At 54.8% G+C, this 14,493-nt stretch carries 17 protein-coding genes; 13 read left to right on the top strand and 4 right to left on the bottom strand.

The features are described from left to right. The first annotated feature begins 8 nt into the window (after positions 1-8). From hslO to QOL67_RS02650, 6 genes are all read left to right on the top strand, one after another. Entirely contained in the window at positions 9-1,013 is a 1,005-nt protein-coding gene (gene hslO, locus QOL67_RS02675) for an Hsp33 family molecular chaperone HslO (protein WP_283424393.1), read from the top strand. Next, positions 997-1,605, top strand: a complete 609-nt coding sequence (locus tag QOL67_RS02670) for a CoA pyrophosphatase (protein WP_283424392.1) — start codon at positions 997-999, stop codon at positions 1,603-1,605. The genes hslO and QOL67_RS02670 overlap by 17 nt, the downstream gene beginning before the upstream one ends. Beyond that, complete coding sequence (locus tag QOL67_RS02665; protein ID WP_283424391.1) at positions 1,602-2,759, top strand: CCA tRNA nucleotidyltransferase; 1,158 nt, start codon at positions 1,602-1,604, stop codon at positions 2,757-2,759. The genes QOL67_RS02670 and QOL67_RS02665 overlap by 4 nt, the downstream gene beginning before the upstream one ends. Before the next feature lie 328 nt (positions 2,760-3,087). Next, positions 3,088-4,929: an ABC transporter ATP-binding protein gene (locus tag QOL67_RS02660; RefSeq protein ID WP_283424390.1), complete on the top strand. Its 1,842-nt coding sequence runs from the start codon at positions 3,088-3,090 to the stop codon at positions 4,927-4,929. A 38-nt stretch (positions 4,930-4,967) separates the two neighbouring features. Then, positions 4,968-6,182, top strand: coding sequence for a class I SAM-dependent RNA methyltransferase (locus tag QOL67_RS02655; protein ID WP_283424389.1), 1,215 nt, complete (start codon positions 4,968-4,970; stop codon positions 6,180-6,182). 89 nt (positions 6,183-6,271) lie between these two features. After that, the gene (locus QOL67_RS02650) at positions 6,272-6,766 is read left to right on the top strand and encodes a L,D-transpeptidase family protein (RefSeq protein WP_283424762.1); all 495 of its coding nucleotides are present in this window, start codon (positions 6,272-6,274) and stop codon (positions 6,764-6,766) included. Here QOL67_RS02650 and dalA read toward each other — a convergent pair. Further along, on the bottom strand, positions 6,757-7,272 hold the full coding sequence (gene dalA / locus QOL67_RS02645) for a divisome-associated lipoprotein DalA (protein WP_283424388.1): 516 nt from the start codon (positions 7,270-7,272) through the stop codon (positions 6,757-6,759). The genes QOL67_RS02650 and dalA overlap by 10 nt on opposite strands. Before the next feature lie 166 nt (positions 7,273-7,438). Here dalA and QOL67_RS02640 point away from each other — a divergent pair, with 166 nt between their 5' ends. Both QOL67_RS02640 and QOL67_RS02635 read left to right on the top strand, forming a co-directional pair. After that, a complete protein-coding gene (locus QOL67_RS02640) occupies positions 7,439-8,035 on the top strand; it encodes a L,D-transpeptidase (RefSeq protein WP_283424387.1) in 597 nt (198 codons plus the stop codon). Between the two features lie 145 nt (positions 8,036-8,180). Then, complete coding sequence (locus QOL67_RS02635; protein ID WP_283424386.1) at positions 8,181-8,363, top strand: hypothetical protein; 183 nt, start codon at positions 8,181-8,183, stop codon at positions 8,361-8,363. Positions 8,364-8,467: 104 nt separating this feature from the next. Here QOL67_RS02635 and hemH read toward each other — a convergent pair whose 3' ends face one another. Together hemH and QOL67_RS02625 are read right to left on the bottom strand one after the other, a co-directional pair. Beyond that, positions 8,468-9,520, bottom strand: a complete 1,053-nt coding sequence (hemH, locus tag QOL67_RS02630; protein WP_283424385.1) for a ferrochelatase — start codon at positions 9,518-9,520, stop codon at positions 8,468-8,470. Positions 9,521-9,543: 23 nt separating this feature from the next. Next, on the bottom strand, positions 9,544-10,362 hold the full coding sequence (locus QOL67_RS02625) for a methyltransferase domain-containing protein (RefSeq protein WP_283424384.1): 819 nt from the start codon (positions 10,360-10,362) through the stop codon (positions 9,544-9,546). Between the two features lie 18 nt (positions 10,363-10,380). On the opposite strand from QOL67_RS02625, the gene QOL67_RS02620 reads away from it, so the two are divergent. Genes QOL67_RS02620 through QOL67_RS02605 form a run of 4 tightly spaced genes read left to right on the top strand, consistent with a single transcriptional unit; the run spans position 10,381 to position 12,675 of the window. Beyond that, complete coding sequence (locus QOL67_RS02620) at positions 10,381-11,109, top strand: ComF family protein (RefSeq protein ID WP_283424383.1); 729 nt, start codon at positions 10,381-10,383, stop codon at positions 11,107-11,109. A gap of 36 nt (positions 11,110-11,145) precedes the next feature. Further along, positions 11,146-11,403, top strand: coding sequence for a glutaredoxin 3 (gene grxC / locus QOL67_RS02615; protein WP_283424382.1), 258 nt, complete (start codon positions 11,146-11,148; stop codon positions 11,401-11,403). Between the two features lie 6 nt (positions 11,404-11,409). After that, positions 11,410-12,240, top strand: coding sequence for a carbon-nitrogen hydrolase family protein (locus QOL67_RS02610; RefSeq protein WP_283424761.1), 831 nt, complete (start codon positions 11,410-11,412; stop codon positions 12,238-12,240). Further along, entirely contained in the window at positions 12,241-12,675 is a 435-nt protein-coding gene (locus QOL67_RS02605) for a MarR family winged helix-turn-helix transcriptional regulator (protein ID WP_283424381.1), read from the top strand. It begins immediately after the preceding gene. 5 nt (positions 12,676-12,680) lie between these two features. On the opposite strand, the gene ubiG is transcribed toward QOL67_RS02605, so the two are convergent. Next, entirely contained in the window at positions 12,681-13,424 is a 744-nt protein-coding gene (gene ubiG / locus QOL67_RS02600) for a bifunctional 2-polyprenyl-6-hydroxyphenol methylase/3-demethylubiquinol 3-O-methyltransferase UbiG (protein WP_283424380.1), read from the bottom strand. Between the two features lie 49 nt (positions 13,425-13,473). On the opposite strand from ubiG, the gene pip reads away from it, so the two are divergent. After that, on the top strand, positions 13,474-14,448 hold the full coding sequence (gene pip / locus QOL67_RS02595) for a prolyl aminopeptidase (RefSeq protein WP_283424379.1): 975 nt from the start codon (positions 13,474-13,476) through the stop codon (positions 14,446-14,448). Positions 14,449-14,493: the final 45 nt, after the last annotated feature.

Here is a 14,493-nt window from a genome sequence, read left to right as displayed (position 1 = left end):
GAAACCCCATGAAAGCTGCAAGTAACATTGCCTGGGACGACACAGTGCTGCCGTTCCAGCTGGACAACTCTGATATTCGCGGGCGCGTGGCCCGTCTTGATGGCGTGCTCTCGGGTGTGCTCAAACAACATGCCTATCCGGAAACGGTAGAGGCTTTGGTGGCTGAAATGGCCTTGCTGACCGCGTTGATCGGCCAGACCATCAGCCTGCGCTGGAAGCTGTCGCTTCAGGTGCAAACCAACGGCCCGGTGCGCATGATTGCAACCGATTATTACGCGCCAACCAAAGAAGGGGAGGTGGGTCGCATTCGCGCCTACGCCAGCTTTGACGAGGAGCGCCTGACCGATGGTGCGCCATTTGATCAATTGGGCAACGGCTACTTTGCTGTGCTGATTGACCAGGGTGAAGGCACCAAACCGTATCAAGGCATCTCCGGTCTGACGGGCGGCTCACTTCAGGCCTCGGCTGAGGCCTATTTTGCGCAGTCCGAACAGCTGGCCACACGCTTCTCTTTGAAGTTTGGCAAGTCGGTTGAGCCTGGCGTGGGTGAGCATTGGCGGGCAGGCGGCGTTATGCTGCAGCACATGCCCAAAGCCAGCCCGCATGTCTCCGGCGAGGGTGGCAGCGGCGAAGGTGGCATGCTGTTGGCCAAAGACGTGCTGAACGAAGACGACGAAGAAAACTGGAACCGCGTGAACATTCTATTGGACAGCGTGGAAGAGTTGGAAATGATTGGCCCCTCTGTGCCGCCAACCGACCTGTTGGTGCGCTTGTTCCATGAGGAAGCACCGCGTGTGTACGATGCACAGTCGGTCAAATTTGGCTGTACCTGCTCAGAGGACCGCGTGCGTCAGTCTTTGTCGATTTATTCGGCCAAAGATATCGCCACGATGACCAAAGAAAACGGGAGGGTGACCGCGGACTGCCAATTCTGCGGCACCCACTATGACCTGGATCCAGCCACGGTTGGATTTGAGGCCAAAACCTCGGACACAGATGCCAAAGGCGCCTGACCCACTCACACACATCAAGGCCGCGCTGTCCCGGGACAGCGCGGCCTCCTCTGATTTTGATCTCAATCCGGATGTGGTCCTGCCCAAAGGCCGAAAGCTGCGCCCCGCCGGCGTGCTTGTCCCAATCGAGATCAAACAGAGCATTCCCCATGTCATCCTGACCAAACGCGCCAGCCATCTGAAGCATCACCCGGGGCAGATTTCGTTCCCCGGTGGTAAGCAGGATGACGACGACGCAGATGTGATTGCCGCCGCCCTGCGCGAGGCGCGCGAGGAAATTGGTTTGCCGTCAGACAACGTCGATGTGCTAGGCACTTTGCCCACCCATGAAACCGTCACCAGCTTTCTCGTCACACCGGTTTTGGGCCATATTAGAGACGTGTTTGACGTGATCCCGGAGCCTGGCGAAGTCGAAGAAGTCTTCTCCGTGCCCCTGTCCCATGTGACGGATCCAGCCTTCTTCTCGATCCAATCCCGCCGCTGGCAAGGTCAGCGCCGTCACTACTTCACGGTGCCATTTGGCCCCTATTACATCTGGGGGGCCACCGCCCGCATTCTGCGCGGTTTGGCGGAACGGGTGTCAGGCTCATGAAGGTCTCCGGTGATTGGTTGACTGCTGCCCCGACTCAGGCGGTTTGCGCCATGTTAGAGACACATGGGCACAAAGCTCTCCTGGTGGGTGGGTGTGTGCGCAATGCCCTTTTGGGCGCGCCGGTGAATGACATAGACATCTCTACGGATGCCCGTCCGGAACGGGTGATGGACCTGGCCAAAGCCGCCGGGCTAAATGCCATTCCCACCGGCATCGAGCACGGCACCATTACTGTGGTTGCGGATGGTATCCCACACGAAATCACCACCTTCCGCCATGATGTAGAAACAGACGGCCGCCGGGCTGTTGTGGCCTTTTCTGATAATGTCGAAGATGACGCCCGCCGCCGCGATTTCACTATGAACGCGCTTTATGCCACCGCCGACGGGACAGTGGTTGACCCATTGGGTGGCCTCAAAGACCTCAAGGCCCGCCGCCTGCGCTTCATCGACAATGCTCAAGACCGCATCCGCGAAGACTACCTGCGCATCCTGCGGTACTTCCGGTTTCACGCATATTACGGCGATCCTGCTGAAGGCATGGACCCAGATGCGCTTGCCGCCAGTGCCGCCAACATCGACGGCCTAGCATCCCTGTCCCGCGAACGCGTAGGCAGCGAGACCCTAAAGCTTATGGGTGCGTCTGATCCAGCCCCTGCCGTGGCAGCCATGCGCCAAACCGGCGTGCTCACCGCGATCCTGCCAGGCACCGACGACCGCGCCTTGGCCCCTTTGGTGCATTTGGAAGAGATGGTTGCGGTGCCGATTGATCCCGTCCGCCGCTTAACGGCTTTGGGTGGGGAAGGTATCGCGCAGGCCCTAAGACTTTCCAAAAAGACCGCACGCCACCGCGATGTCCTGCGCAACGGGCTTGAATCGTCGGACACACCCGGCGCGCTGGGCTACCGCCACGGCGCAGAGGCGGCAACGTCGATCTTGCTGTTGCGCGCTGCAGTATTTGAGATGCCGCTGATGCCGGAGGGGCTAGCGGCCGCGCAAGCAGGCGCTGACGCACAGTTCCCAATCCGCCCCGCCGACCTTATCGACCAGTTTCAGGGCGCGGCATTGGGCAAGGCGCTCAAAGACCTCGAGGCACGCTGGATTGCGTCAGACTTTTCTCTCAGCAAATCCCAATTGTGGGACTCGCTGACCTGATCCCCAGGCCTGGCGTTGCCTTGTCCGATGCGGGCCAATGCTGGGCAACACCCAACGCGCGTTGGGTTTACCACCCGACCAAGGCACAAAACCCCCACCACCGCAAAACAGTCGTCTTACCGACGCAATACCGACGTGCCAAAGGTCAGGTAAATCGGAGGTTGACGCACAAGCAACACTGCGCCAGCATGCCGACAGCTCAAACATGAGAAGGAGTGCAAGATGTATCGCGGGATCTGGTTTTCATAAGCCAATCTGACTGCCGTGGCAGCCAGAGATGGCGAGTCACTTCATTTTGCACAATCCACTGTTTTTTCAGGACATTCTCATGTTCAAGTTTTTCGAGACCCTTGTTGACCCCTATTGCGACTACAACGAAGTAGACGCGCCTCCCACACAGCTGTGGCCGTTTATGCGCGACTATGCGCAGCCATTCCGCAAAGTCTTTGTTTTTGCTACAATAATGTCAGTTATTGTGGCCGCGGTAGAGATCGGATTGATCGCCTACATGGGCCGCATTGTCGATCTTTTGAGTGGGGATCCCTCGCAAGTCTGGGCTGACCACGGCACCGAGTTCATTCTGGTCATCCTCTTTGTTCTTTTCCTGCGCCCTGCGTTGCAGGCCTTTGACGTGCTGTTGCTCAACAACACGCTGCTGCCAAACTTTGGTACATTGATCCGCTGGCGGGCCCATAAACATGTTTTGCGTCAATCAGTTGGCTGGTTTGAGAACGACTTTGCCGGTCGCATAGCCAACCGCATTATGCAGACCCCGCCCGCTGCTGGTGAGGCAGTGTTTCAGGTGTTTGACGCCATCACGTTTTCGATCGCTTACGTCGTTGGCGCTGCGATCCTTTTGGCCGATGCTGACCCGCGCTTAGTGTTACCCATGTTGGGTTGGTTGGTGCTTTATGGCTTCCTTGTGAAGTGGACTGTGAAACGCGTTGGCCCTGCTTCGCAAAAAGCCTCGGACGCCCGGTCTCAAGTCACCGGACGGGTTGTGGATGCCTATACCAACATTCATTCGGTGAAGCTCTTTGCGCACAACAGGCGAGAGTTGGATTACGCCAAAGAAGCCATTGAATACTCACGCGAAACCTTTCAGGCGGAAATGCGTATTTTCACGTTGATGGATGTCATGCTGGTGATGCTCAATGGTGTGTTGATCGTGAGCGTTGTTGGATGGGCCATCTGGCTTTGGATGCAAGGTCTGGCGAGCGTGGGTGTTGTGGCTGCGGCCACAGCCTTGAGCCTGCGCTTGAACGCCATGACCGGCTGGATCATGTGGGCGCTGACCTCTTTCTTCCGCCAGCTTGGTGTGGTGGCCGAAGGTATGGAAACCATCGCACAACCGATTGATTTGGTTGATTCCAAAGATGCTAAACCGCTCGACTTCACCAAAGGCAAAATTGAGCTTGAGGGGCTGTCGCACCACTATGGCCGCGATAGTGGCGGGTTGGACAACATCTCGCTCACCATCGCGCCAGGTGAAAAGGTTGGCCTGATCGGTCGGTCTGGGGCAGGCAAGTCTACGTTGGTGAAGCTTCTCTTGCGGTTTTACGACACCGAGCAAGGGCGTATCTTGATAGACGGCCAAGATATTTCGACGGTCACACAAGACAGCCTGCGCGACCTGATCGGTATGGTGCAACAGGACAGTTCGCTGCTGCACCGATCTGTTCGGGATAACTTGCTATATGGATATCCAGAGGCTTCCGAAGCGGAGATGATCGCGGCGGCAAAGAAAGCTGAAGCGCATGAGTTCATCCTCGATCTCGAAGATCCGCAAGGACGTAAGGGGTATGATGCTCATGTGGGTGAGCGCGGTGTCAAATTGTCCGGTGGACAGCGTCAGCGTATCACCTTGGCGCGTGTGATCTTAAAAGATGCGCCAATACTGCTGTTGGATGAGGCCACAAGCGCCTTGGATAGTGAGGTCGAAGCCGCCATTCAGCGCACGCTGTATGGCATGATGGCGGGCAAATCTGTGATCGCAATTGCGCACCGGCTCTCCACCATTGCCGAAATGGATCGGATTTTGGTTCTGGATCAAGGACGTATTGTGGAACAAGGCAGCCATAAGGAGCTGCTGGCGCATAACGGCCTTTATGCGGGCTTCTGGGCCCGTCAATCTGGTGGCTTCCTGAATGCGGATGAAGCCGCTGAGTAAAATTTGACCTTATGCCCGTCCCCCACTAAGGGACGGGCATGAGCCAGATTGATATCCAGCGTTTGGGTCTGCACGGTGATGGAATCGCCGACGGCCCCCTTTATGTCCCGTTGACCCTACCCGGAGAAACCGTGGAGGGAGATCTCGACGGCAACCGATTGACCAATATGCGGGTTGTGACGCCATCCGAGCACCGCGTGAAAGCCCCGTGCCGTCATTTCAAATCCTGCGGTGGTTGCCAGTTGCAACATGCGTCGGATGATTTTTTGGCGGATTGGAAGGTCGAGGTTGTTCGGCAAGCACTTGCGGCGCAGGGATTGGAAACCGATTTGCGCCCTGTTTTGACCTCACCACCAAAGTCCCGTCGCCGCGCTGTTTTATCTGCGCGACGCACGAAAAAGGCGGCTTTGGTGGGGTTCCATGCGCGGGCTTCGGATGTGATTGTCGAGATCCCGGATTGTCAGCTGCTGCACCCAGATTTGCTTCCTGCCCGTGAAGTCATTTTGCAACTCTGCCAAATCGCCTCATCTCGCAAGGGGGAAATCAGCGCCACAGTCACGTTGTCTGACGCCGGCATAGACATGGCCGTTGTCGGTGGAAAACCTTTGGATGGACCGCTGTTGGCCCGACTAGCCCAAGAAGTGGAGCGCTTTAAATTGGCGCGTCTGACATGGGATGGCGAAGTGGTCGCAACACGTGCTGTGCCAGCGCAGAGTTTTGGCTCTGCGTCTGTGGTGCCTCCGCCTGGTGCTTTTCTACAAGCAACCCTAGAGGGCGAGACAGCCCTTCTGAATGCGATCAAGGAGGCCATCACTCAGGGCGAGTCCGGAATTGACCTATTCGCAGGGAGCGGGACATTTACTTTGCCGTTGGCCATGACCTACCGCATGCGCGGTGTGGAAGGCGACAAGGCGATGGTTGACGCTATGGACGCTGGTTGGCGCATGGCGCAAGGGCTCAAGCCGGTTCAAGTGGAAGCCCGTGATTTGTTCCGAAATCCCCTTGTTTCTGAAGATCTTAAGTATGATTTTGCGGTGATCGATCCACCACGCGCTGGGGCTGAAGCCCAAGTTGCAGAACTGGCCAGGTCCAACTTGTCTGAGATCGCCTATGTCTCTTGCAACCCAGTGACATTTGCCCGTGATGCAGCAACTTTGATCAAGGCCGGTTATCACCTCGATTGGGTGCAAGCCGTCGATCAGTTCCGCTGGTCTTCGCATGTGGAGTTGGCTTCAAGGTTTGTTCGGAAATAGCTGCTATCACGCAGCCGTGAGAGGTCAAAATTGCCTCAATATGTTAAAAGCCCTCAAAAAGAGGCAGTGGTACAAAAAGGACCTGAATGATGCGTTTGTTTTCCGCTTTGTTGCTTGCGGTTTTGACATTTGGCTTGGCGAGCTGTTCCAGCAAATTTATGTCATACAACGGTCCAGAAGTGACCCGTGTTGCTGTGTTTAAGGAACAACGCAAAATTTACCTCATGCACCACAACGAAGTTTTGAAATCGTATGACATGCACCTCGGCTTCCAACCCGTTGGTCACAAGCAAGTGGAAGGCGATGGCAAAACACCGGAGGGTGACTATTATATCGACCGTCGCAACCCCAACAGCCAGTTCTACCTCTCGATTGGCGTGTCGTACCCCAATAACGTTGACCGATCACATGCCGCGTCTTTGGGGAAATCTCCAGGTGGCGACATCTTTATTCATGGCCGGCCAAAGAAATATCGTGACGGCAAGAATGATTGGACCGCGGGCTGTATTGCGGTCACGGATCGTGAAATTCGAGAGATCTATGCCATGGTGAATAACGGCACGGTTATCTCAATCTATCCCTGAAAATCGGCCATCTGCACAACGTTGCGTTTGCCCATCACCAGCGTCCACCAGATTTTCCCACTGCCTTCTTGGAACCAAGCAAATCCCATGTCCTGGGCTTTGGGGTCCAAGATCACCGCACGCGTGTCGTCTTGTTGCATCCACGCGGCCAACGTTTCCACTTCTGATTCGTAGGTCTCACTGATGGTTTCTCCTACAAGGGCACCGGAATAGCCAACGCGTGCGACGCGGTCCAAAGGTGAGGACCCGTCTGAACCAAAGTGCCAAGGTCGATTTTGGAGGGACATATCGCGAGAGTGTGTAGCCGCCGCCGCGTTCAGTTGCCCATTCAATTCGACCGCTGGCGCGCCCCCTGCTGCCCGCAGTGCGTTGATGGAATCCAATACCTGATATTGCACTCGGGACGTGCTGTTGGCGGAAATCTTGTATTGCTTTGTGCTGGACCCGCCTGGACCGCAGGCTACCAAACCAAAAGCTGCTACAAGCAAAAGAACAATTACGCGCATTGTGTTTCCGTCCCGAAAAATTGATTGAAAGAGTCCTACCTCTCCAACGTTGCCATGAAAACCCACATCGGCGTGACATTGCTCTTTCGCGCTTGATTGATTTGCGACTGCGGCATTCCGGCCATATGATTGTGTGGTCTTATACTTGTGGGTTCTGGAGGAACAAATGGCTGTTGATCGGTCTAAGAAACTTGGTCGTCGTGCCTTTATGGCAAGCGGCGCGGCTTTTTTGAGCGCGCCGGCAATTGCGCAAACCGAGACCGGAACCACAGAGGTCGAACGCGATCTGGATGACATTGTGGTCCGCAATATCTCGAGTTTTCGCTCTTTGGATTGGGCACCTTACTTTGATAACCTCAGAAATGGCGCCGTTCTTGTGGACGTTACTTCACGTGCGTTGCACTACTGGTCCGAAGATGAGTCGGTGTACAAACTATACCCAACATCAGTGCCTCTGACTGAGGATCTTACACGCCGGGGTCGAACCAAGGTGGTTCGCAAGGTTGACGGGCCAAGCTGGCGGCCAACGCCGTCGATGAAGAAGCGCAATCCGGAATGGCCGGATTATGTTGGGCCTGGTCCGGATAACCCGTTGGGAACCCACGCGCTTTATTTGAGTTGGACCTATTACCGAATTCACGGGACGCACGACACTCGCAAAATTGGCCGTCGTTCCTCCAATGGGTGTATCGGACTGTACAATGAACACATCTCCGAATTGTTTTCGTTGACAAAAGTGGGCACGCAAGTGTTGCTAATTTGACGACATTTCGACCTTGGTAGGTGGCTATCGGCAATCTTGGGTTTGCAAAACCGACATTTTGCTGTTTAGACATTTCACGAGGTAAGTCTTGGGTGCTTGTCATCGCCCTCATTGTTATGGTGGCAAGCGAATTCTGGAGGATATTATGAAGAAACTCGTTCTCGCTGCTGCTCTGACTGCTGCTGCTTCCACCGCGTTCGCGGGCTCCATGGCCGATCCGGTTGTTGAACCTGTTGTGATCGAAGAAGCTGCTGGTAGCTCTGGCAATGACGTTTGGGTTCCGCTTCTGCTGCTGGTCATCGTGGCCGCGGCTGCAGCTGCATCCTAAGTCGCTCTAAAGCGATCTGATATGCGAAAAGGCGGAGCAATGCTCCGCCTTTTTGTTTTTTTATGCCCTGTCGAATCTTAGTGAGGCAGGGAGTTGTGGTTGAGTTATTTCACCCAACCTCCAAGGTTCTCACCAATAATCTGGCAAAGTGCTGTGATGTGCGAAGTGTCAGAGTTCAGGCAGGGAACATAGAGAAAATCCTTGCCGCCAGCGTCCTCAAAGCTCTCTTTGATTTCCTCGTTGATCTCTTCCAATGTTTCGATGCAATCAGCTGAGAACGCAGGTGCAATCACCGCGATATTGGTCTTGCCGTCTTCTTTGGCTAGGCGGGCAACTTCTTCAACGGTATAGGGGCGCAACCAATCTTCAGGTCCAAACTGTGATTGGAAGGTTGAACAAATCTCAGTGTCATCCCAACCCAACCGTTGCTTCAGCAGGCGCGTGGTTTTCTGGCATTGGCAATGATACGGATCGCCTTCTTGCAAGTATCGCTTTGGCATACCGTGGTAAGAAACAACCAAAAGGTCAGGGCGTTTCTCGGCTTTGGCATAGGCATCTTCTACCGACTTGGCCAAGGCATCGATGTAGGTTGGGTGATCAAAGTAAGCCGGCACAGTGCGCGCGGCCGGCTGCCATTTTTCTTCCATCAAAGCCCGAAAAAATTGGTCGTTAGCGGTTGCGGACGTGGCTCCGGCGTATTGCGGATAAAGCGGAAAAAACAGGATCCGTTCACAACCCGCGGCCACCATTTTGCGTACTTTCGAGATGGTTGAAGGGTTGCCATAGCGCATACAGAAATCCACCATAACCTGTTCACCATGTTTTTCTTTCATGGCTGACGCAATCTTGGCTGTTTGCTCCTTGGTGATCACCATCAACGGGCTTTCACCTCGTTCCTTGTCCCAAATGGACTCATAGGCTTCTCCGCTTGAAAACGGCCGTTTGGTCAGGATGATCAGTTGCAACAGTGGTTGCCATTTCCAAGACGGGTAGTCGATTACCCTTTTGTCTGACAGAAACTCGCTCAAATATCGACGCATTGGCCAATAGCTGTAGTCATCTGGAGTGCCGAGGTTGGCGAGGAGAATGCCGGTCTTTCCGCGTGCCACATTTGGGTGGTCTTTGGGGGCGTGGGCCGGGCATGTAGCTTGGGTCATGGGGTGTGGTCCGTGTAGGTAAGTCACTTGGGCAATTTGATTTCAGGCGTGCATAGCGCGTCTGCGAGTCTGTTTGTTGCTGAGCCAGGGCGCAGCGGCTGTGGCTGGCTGGCATCCGGTGCCCAGCCAGTGAGAAAGATCAATTCGAAGGTCGCCGGAATGCGCCCTTCCTCCATGAAGTTGTCTACGTAGATTTCGCTGGCTCGGATCAAAACCGAGCGGCGGGTTGGTTGCCTCAAGCGATCCTGGAGCGCATTGCTCTCCCCCATCGCCCGGAGATCTTTCATCAAGCTCCAAAGGTTTTCGTAAGTGACTTTAAGGGACACAGTGTCGGCAACTGGAAGTGCTAAGCCGGCGCGCTGCAAAAGTGCGCCAAGATCGCGAATTTCACCCATCGGTGCAACGCGTGGAGAGAGGCCACCTGTGATTTCCACCTCGGCTTGTGCTAATGCCGCGCGCAGCTCATGAAGTGTCTTTCCGCCAAAAGTGACAACAAGGCAGAGGCCGTCATCTTTTAAAGCACGTCGACATTGGATAACTTGCCCCACAGGGTCATTGGCCCAATGCAGCCCCAAGCCATGTATTACAAGATCATGTCCTTGGGCTTGCAGATCTAAGGTGTCTTTATCGGAAACCAACTTGGCATTCGGCAGGCAAGTGCTCCAAACCGAAGGAAACCCAGTCACAACGGCTGGCGCCGTAAACTCTCTGTTAACCATGTTGAGGCGATCCTGAACCTCCGTGATAGCCGCTTGGTGCAGAAACATTCCAGTGGTTAGATCGGCGCGCGCGCGGTTGCGTCGCAAGGTATTTGTATCAGTGAGGCGAGGGTTGTTTTGCATGTTGCGGACAATAGGCGGGTGAAGGCGAAGTTTCAAACCACCATACACCTTTTGTTCCCACCACGATGTGTGGCCTGTGGCCACATGGTGGAAAGTGATTTTGGTCTTTGTGCGGATTGTTGGGCGCAGACAGCGTTTATTGGAGCGGTGGTATGTGACGTTTGTGGTCGCCCTGTCACGGCTGATACTGGCGAGATTCGTGTGGTGTGCGATGATTGCTTGTGTGACCCGCCGCCTTGGCGGCAAGGACGCTCAGCATTCCTTTATGAAGCAGCGGGGCGTCAAATCGTCCTAGCGTTCAAGCATGGCGACCGGACAGAAATTGCGCGCCCAGCTGGGCGGTGGCTCTTTAATGCGGCTCAGTCACTTTTGAGTAAAGTGGATGTCATCGCTCCCGTCCCTCTGCATCGGTTTCGGTTTTTGCAGCGCCGGTTCAATCAGGCCTCTCTTTTGGCGGAGAGGTTAGCAAGTGAAGCTGGAGGTGCTTTTTGCCCAGACCTTCTCTTGAGAACAAAGGGTTTCGGAAGTTTGGAGGGGTTGAATCGGTCGGAGCGTGCCCGGAAACTGAAAGGTGCGATCGAGGCAAATCCTAAGCGTGCATCAGTTATGACTGGTGCCAATGTGTTATTGGTAGACGATGTTTTGACCAGTGGTGCAACTTTGCGGGCTGCAACGGAGGCGTGTCTCACGGCAAATGCCAAAGAAGTGTCTATCGTGACATTGGCGCGCGTTGCAAAGCCTGCCTAAATGTCCGACAAACGACCCAAATTAAAAGGATGTGCAATGATGCCGGTTGAGATCTATACCAGCCCACTTTGTGGGTTTTGCCACGCCGCCAAACGGCTCCTGACCCAGAAAAACGTCACGTTTGTCGAGATCGATGTTTTGCAGGATCCGAACCGCAAGCCGGAAATGATTACCCGCGCAAATGGCGGCCGTACCGTGCCGCAAATATTTATTGGCGACGTGCATGTTGGTGGGTGCGATGACCTGTATGCGCTAGAGCAGGCAGGAAAGCTCGATCCTCTACTGGCGGCCTAAGTGACCATGCGTGTGGCCTTGCTTCAAATGAACTCATCGGATTTGCCCGAAGAGAACTTGGCAACAGCCGGTGCAATGTTGCGTGAAGCAAAAGACCAAGGTGCAGAATTTGCCTTTTTGCCCGAAGTGATGAACTGCTTATCGACAAGTCGTGTGCACCAAGAAGCGGTGCTAACGTCAGAGGCTGAGGACGCAACTCTTGCGGCTCTGGTCGATTTGTGTGCGGAGCTTGGTATTTGGCTTCTGATTGGCAGCTTAGGCCTAAAGACGCAGGATGCGGACGGACGTTTTGCCAATCGGTCGTTTGTTGTTTCTTCCGAAGGCGACATTGTCGCGCGATACGATAAGATCCATATGTTTGATGTGGATGTGTCGCCGGAAGAAACCTATCGGGAATCAGATGGGTATCGCCCAGGCAACAAAGCCGTTGTCGCGGAAACACCGTTTGGCAAACTCGGTTTATCTATCTGTTACGATGTCCGCTTTGGGCATCTTCATCGCTCACTTGCGCAAGCCGGGGCGGAGATTCTGACAGTTCCAGCAGCCTTTTCTCATGTCACAGGCGCGGCCCATTGGGAGGTTCTCCTGCGGTCCCGTGCCATAGAAACCGGGTGTTTTGTCATTGCGCCTGCACAAACTGGCAATCACTCGGCGTCTCGCGGGCAATCTCGGCGCACCCATGGGCATTCCATGGTTGTGGCGCCTTGGGGCGAGGTTTTGGCTGATGCAGGCACTGACCTAGGTGTCACTGTTGTTGAAATTGATCTGACATTGGTTCAGAAGGCCCGCAGGCAAGTGCCGTCCTTACAACATGACCGAGACTTTAGCGGGCCCTAAATGAACGACAAAAGCGGTTTGGCGATTACGCTGTTTGGCGAAATTCTGATGGTGGATCAGCTCGCCCGTTCCCGTTTGTCAAAAGTTTTACCCAAGGGCATGGAGTTGTCGCATTTTTCGGTACTCAATCATCTTGACCGCTCAAATGTTGAGCGCAGTCCAGCTCAGCTTGCCAAGACGTTCCATCTCACGCGCGGTGCGATGACCAACACACTGCACAAGCTGGAAACAGCTGGATATGTGCATATCCGTCCAGATTGGGACGATGCGCGCCGCAAAATGGTTGCCATCAGCCCTGCTGGTCGGCAAGCGCGCGATGCGGCCTTGGCCAGCATGGAGCCGATCATCAACGATATGGTCAGTCGATTGGGTGATGACCGGGTGCGCGCCGCACTCCCGATCCTGCGGGAATTGCGTCTCAAACTGGAAGAGTAGGTGGCTCAGGCCTTGGTGCTGGCTGTCACGTAGTTGACGCTCAGGTCTTTGTCGGAGATCGACCATTGCCAACTGATTGGGTTAAAGACAAAACCTTTGCGGTCCACCGGCGTTAACCCGGATTTCTCAATTAAGCTAATCAACTCAACGGGCGTGATAAACTTGTGCCATTCATGGGTGCCTTTGGGCAGCCACCGCATGACGTACTCAGCTCCGAGAATGGCCACCGCAAAACTCTTTGGGTTTCGGTTGATAGTCGAGCAAATATGCAAACCGCTGGATTTGAGCAATTTCTGGCATGCGATCATGTAGCTCAAAGGGTCGGCCACATGCTCGACAACTTCCATGTTCAGTACAACGTCAAACTGTTCGCCCGCTTCTGCCATAGATTCAGCTGTTGTGTGACGGTACTCAATCTTTAGTCCGGATTGCTCTGCATGGATGCGCGCAACCGGCAGGTTTCCACCCGCCGCATCCGCCCCCACTACGTCGGCCCCAAGGCGCGCCATGGGTTCGGACAAAAGTCCTCCTCCGCAGCCGATATCGAGCAGGCGCAAGCCGGCAAAAGGCCGCGCTTTTGACAAGTCGCGATTGAACTCCGCGGCAATCTGCGTCGTAATGTAGTCAAGGCGACAAGGGTTGAGCATGTGCAACGGCTTGAACTTGCCATTGGGATCCCACCATTCGGCTGCCATGGCTTCGAATTTGGCCACTTCGGTAGGATCTACCGTGGTATTGGTGGCTTGCATTTTCAACTCTCCATGCTCATTTGGGCGTCGCAACCATTATAGGTAGGACATGGACAAAAACTCGGGCCAAAAGCGCGCAGTGCACTACCTTTACCCTCCGGTCGAACCATTTGACCAGAGGATGTTGGACGTTGGCGACGGGCACAGTATCTACGTCGAACAATCCGGCAATCCAAGCGGTTTGCCGGTTGTTGTTGTGCATGGTGGGCCAGGCGGTGGTAGCAGCCCGGCCATGCGGCGCTATTTTGATCCCAATGTGTATCGCATTATCCTTTTTGACCAACGAGGATGCGGACATTCTCGGCCACATGCCGAAGTGGAGGCCAACACCAGCTGGCACCTTGTGGCGGATATGGAACGTATTCGGGATACGCTGGAGATTGATGAATGGATCGTCTTTGGCGGCAGTTGGGGGGCAACTTTGTCGCTCCTGTATGCGCAATCCCATCCCGCACAAACGGTTTGTTTGGTTCTGCGAGGCGTGTTTCTCATGACGCAATCCGAACTGGATTGGTTCTATGGCGGCGGTGCCGGCCATTTCTGGCCAGAACCGTGGGCGCGGTTTGCCAAACTAGTGCCGGAGGAAGAACGGGGTGACTTGATTGAAGCCTATCATCATCGCTTGTTTTGTGGAGATCGTGCGACAGAGATTAAGTTTGCGCGGGCTTGGGCAAGTTGGGAGAACGCGCTGGCGTCGGTGTATTCCAACGGGCATGGCGGAGAAGCGCCTGCCGAATATGCGCGCGCATTCTCGCGGCTGGAGAATCACTACTTCCGCAACAGAGGGTTTCTGAAACAGGATGGTCACATCCTTGCCAATATGGACGTACTCGAGAATATTCCCGGATATATAGTCCAAGGTCGATATGATATGATTTGCCCTCCTAAAGCGGCGCATGATTTGGCGTCAGCATGGGGCAAACTGGCGGATCTTCGTATTATTCGAAATGCGGGGCATGCGCTGTCGGAGCCGGGGATTAGCGCGGAACTTGTGCGCATCATGGATGATTTGGCGCGGATCTAGCAAAACATCTGGACATTGGGGTTTGTTGGCCTTCTCATCTGGCTC

The sequence above is a fragment of the Shimia sagamensis genome, from assembly GCF_900182745.1.
GTDB classification, from domain to species: domain Bacteria; phylum Pseudomonadota; class Alphaproteobacteria; order Rhodobacterales; family Rhodobacteraceae; genus Shimia; species Shimia sagamensis.
Note: the sequence above shows the minus strand (reverse complement) of the source record. Positions and strands in the feature narration are given on the sequence as shown.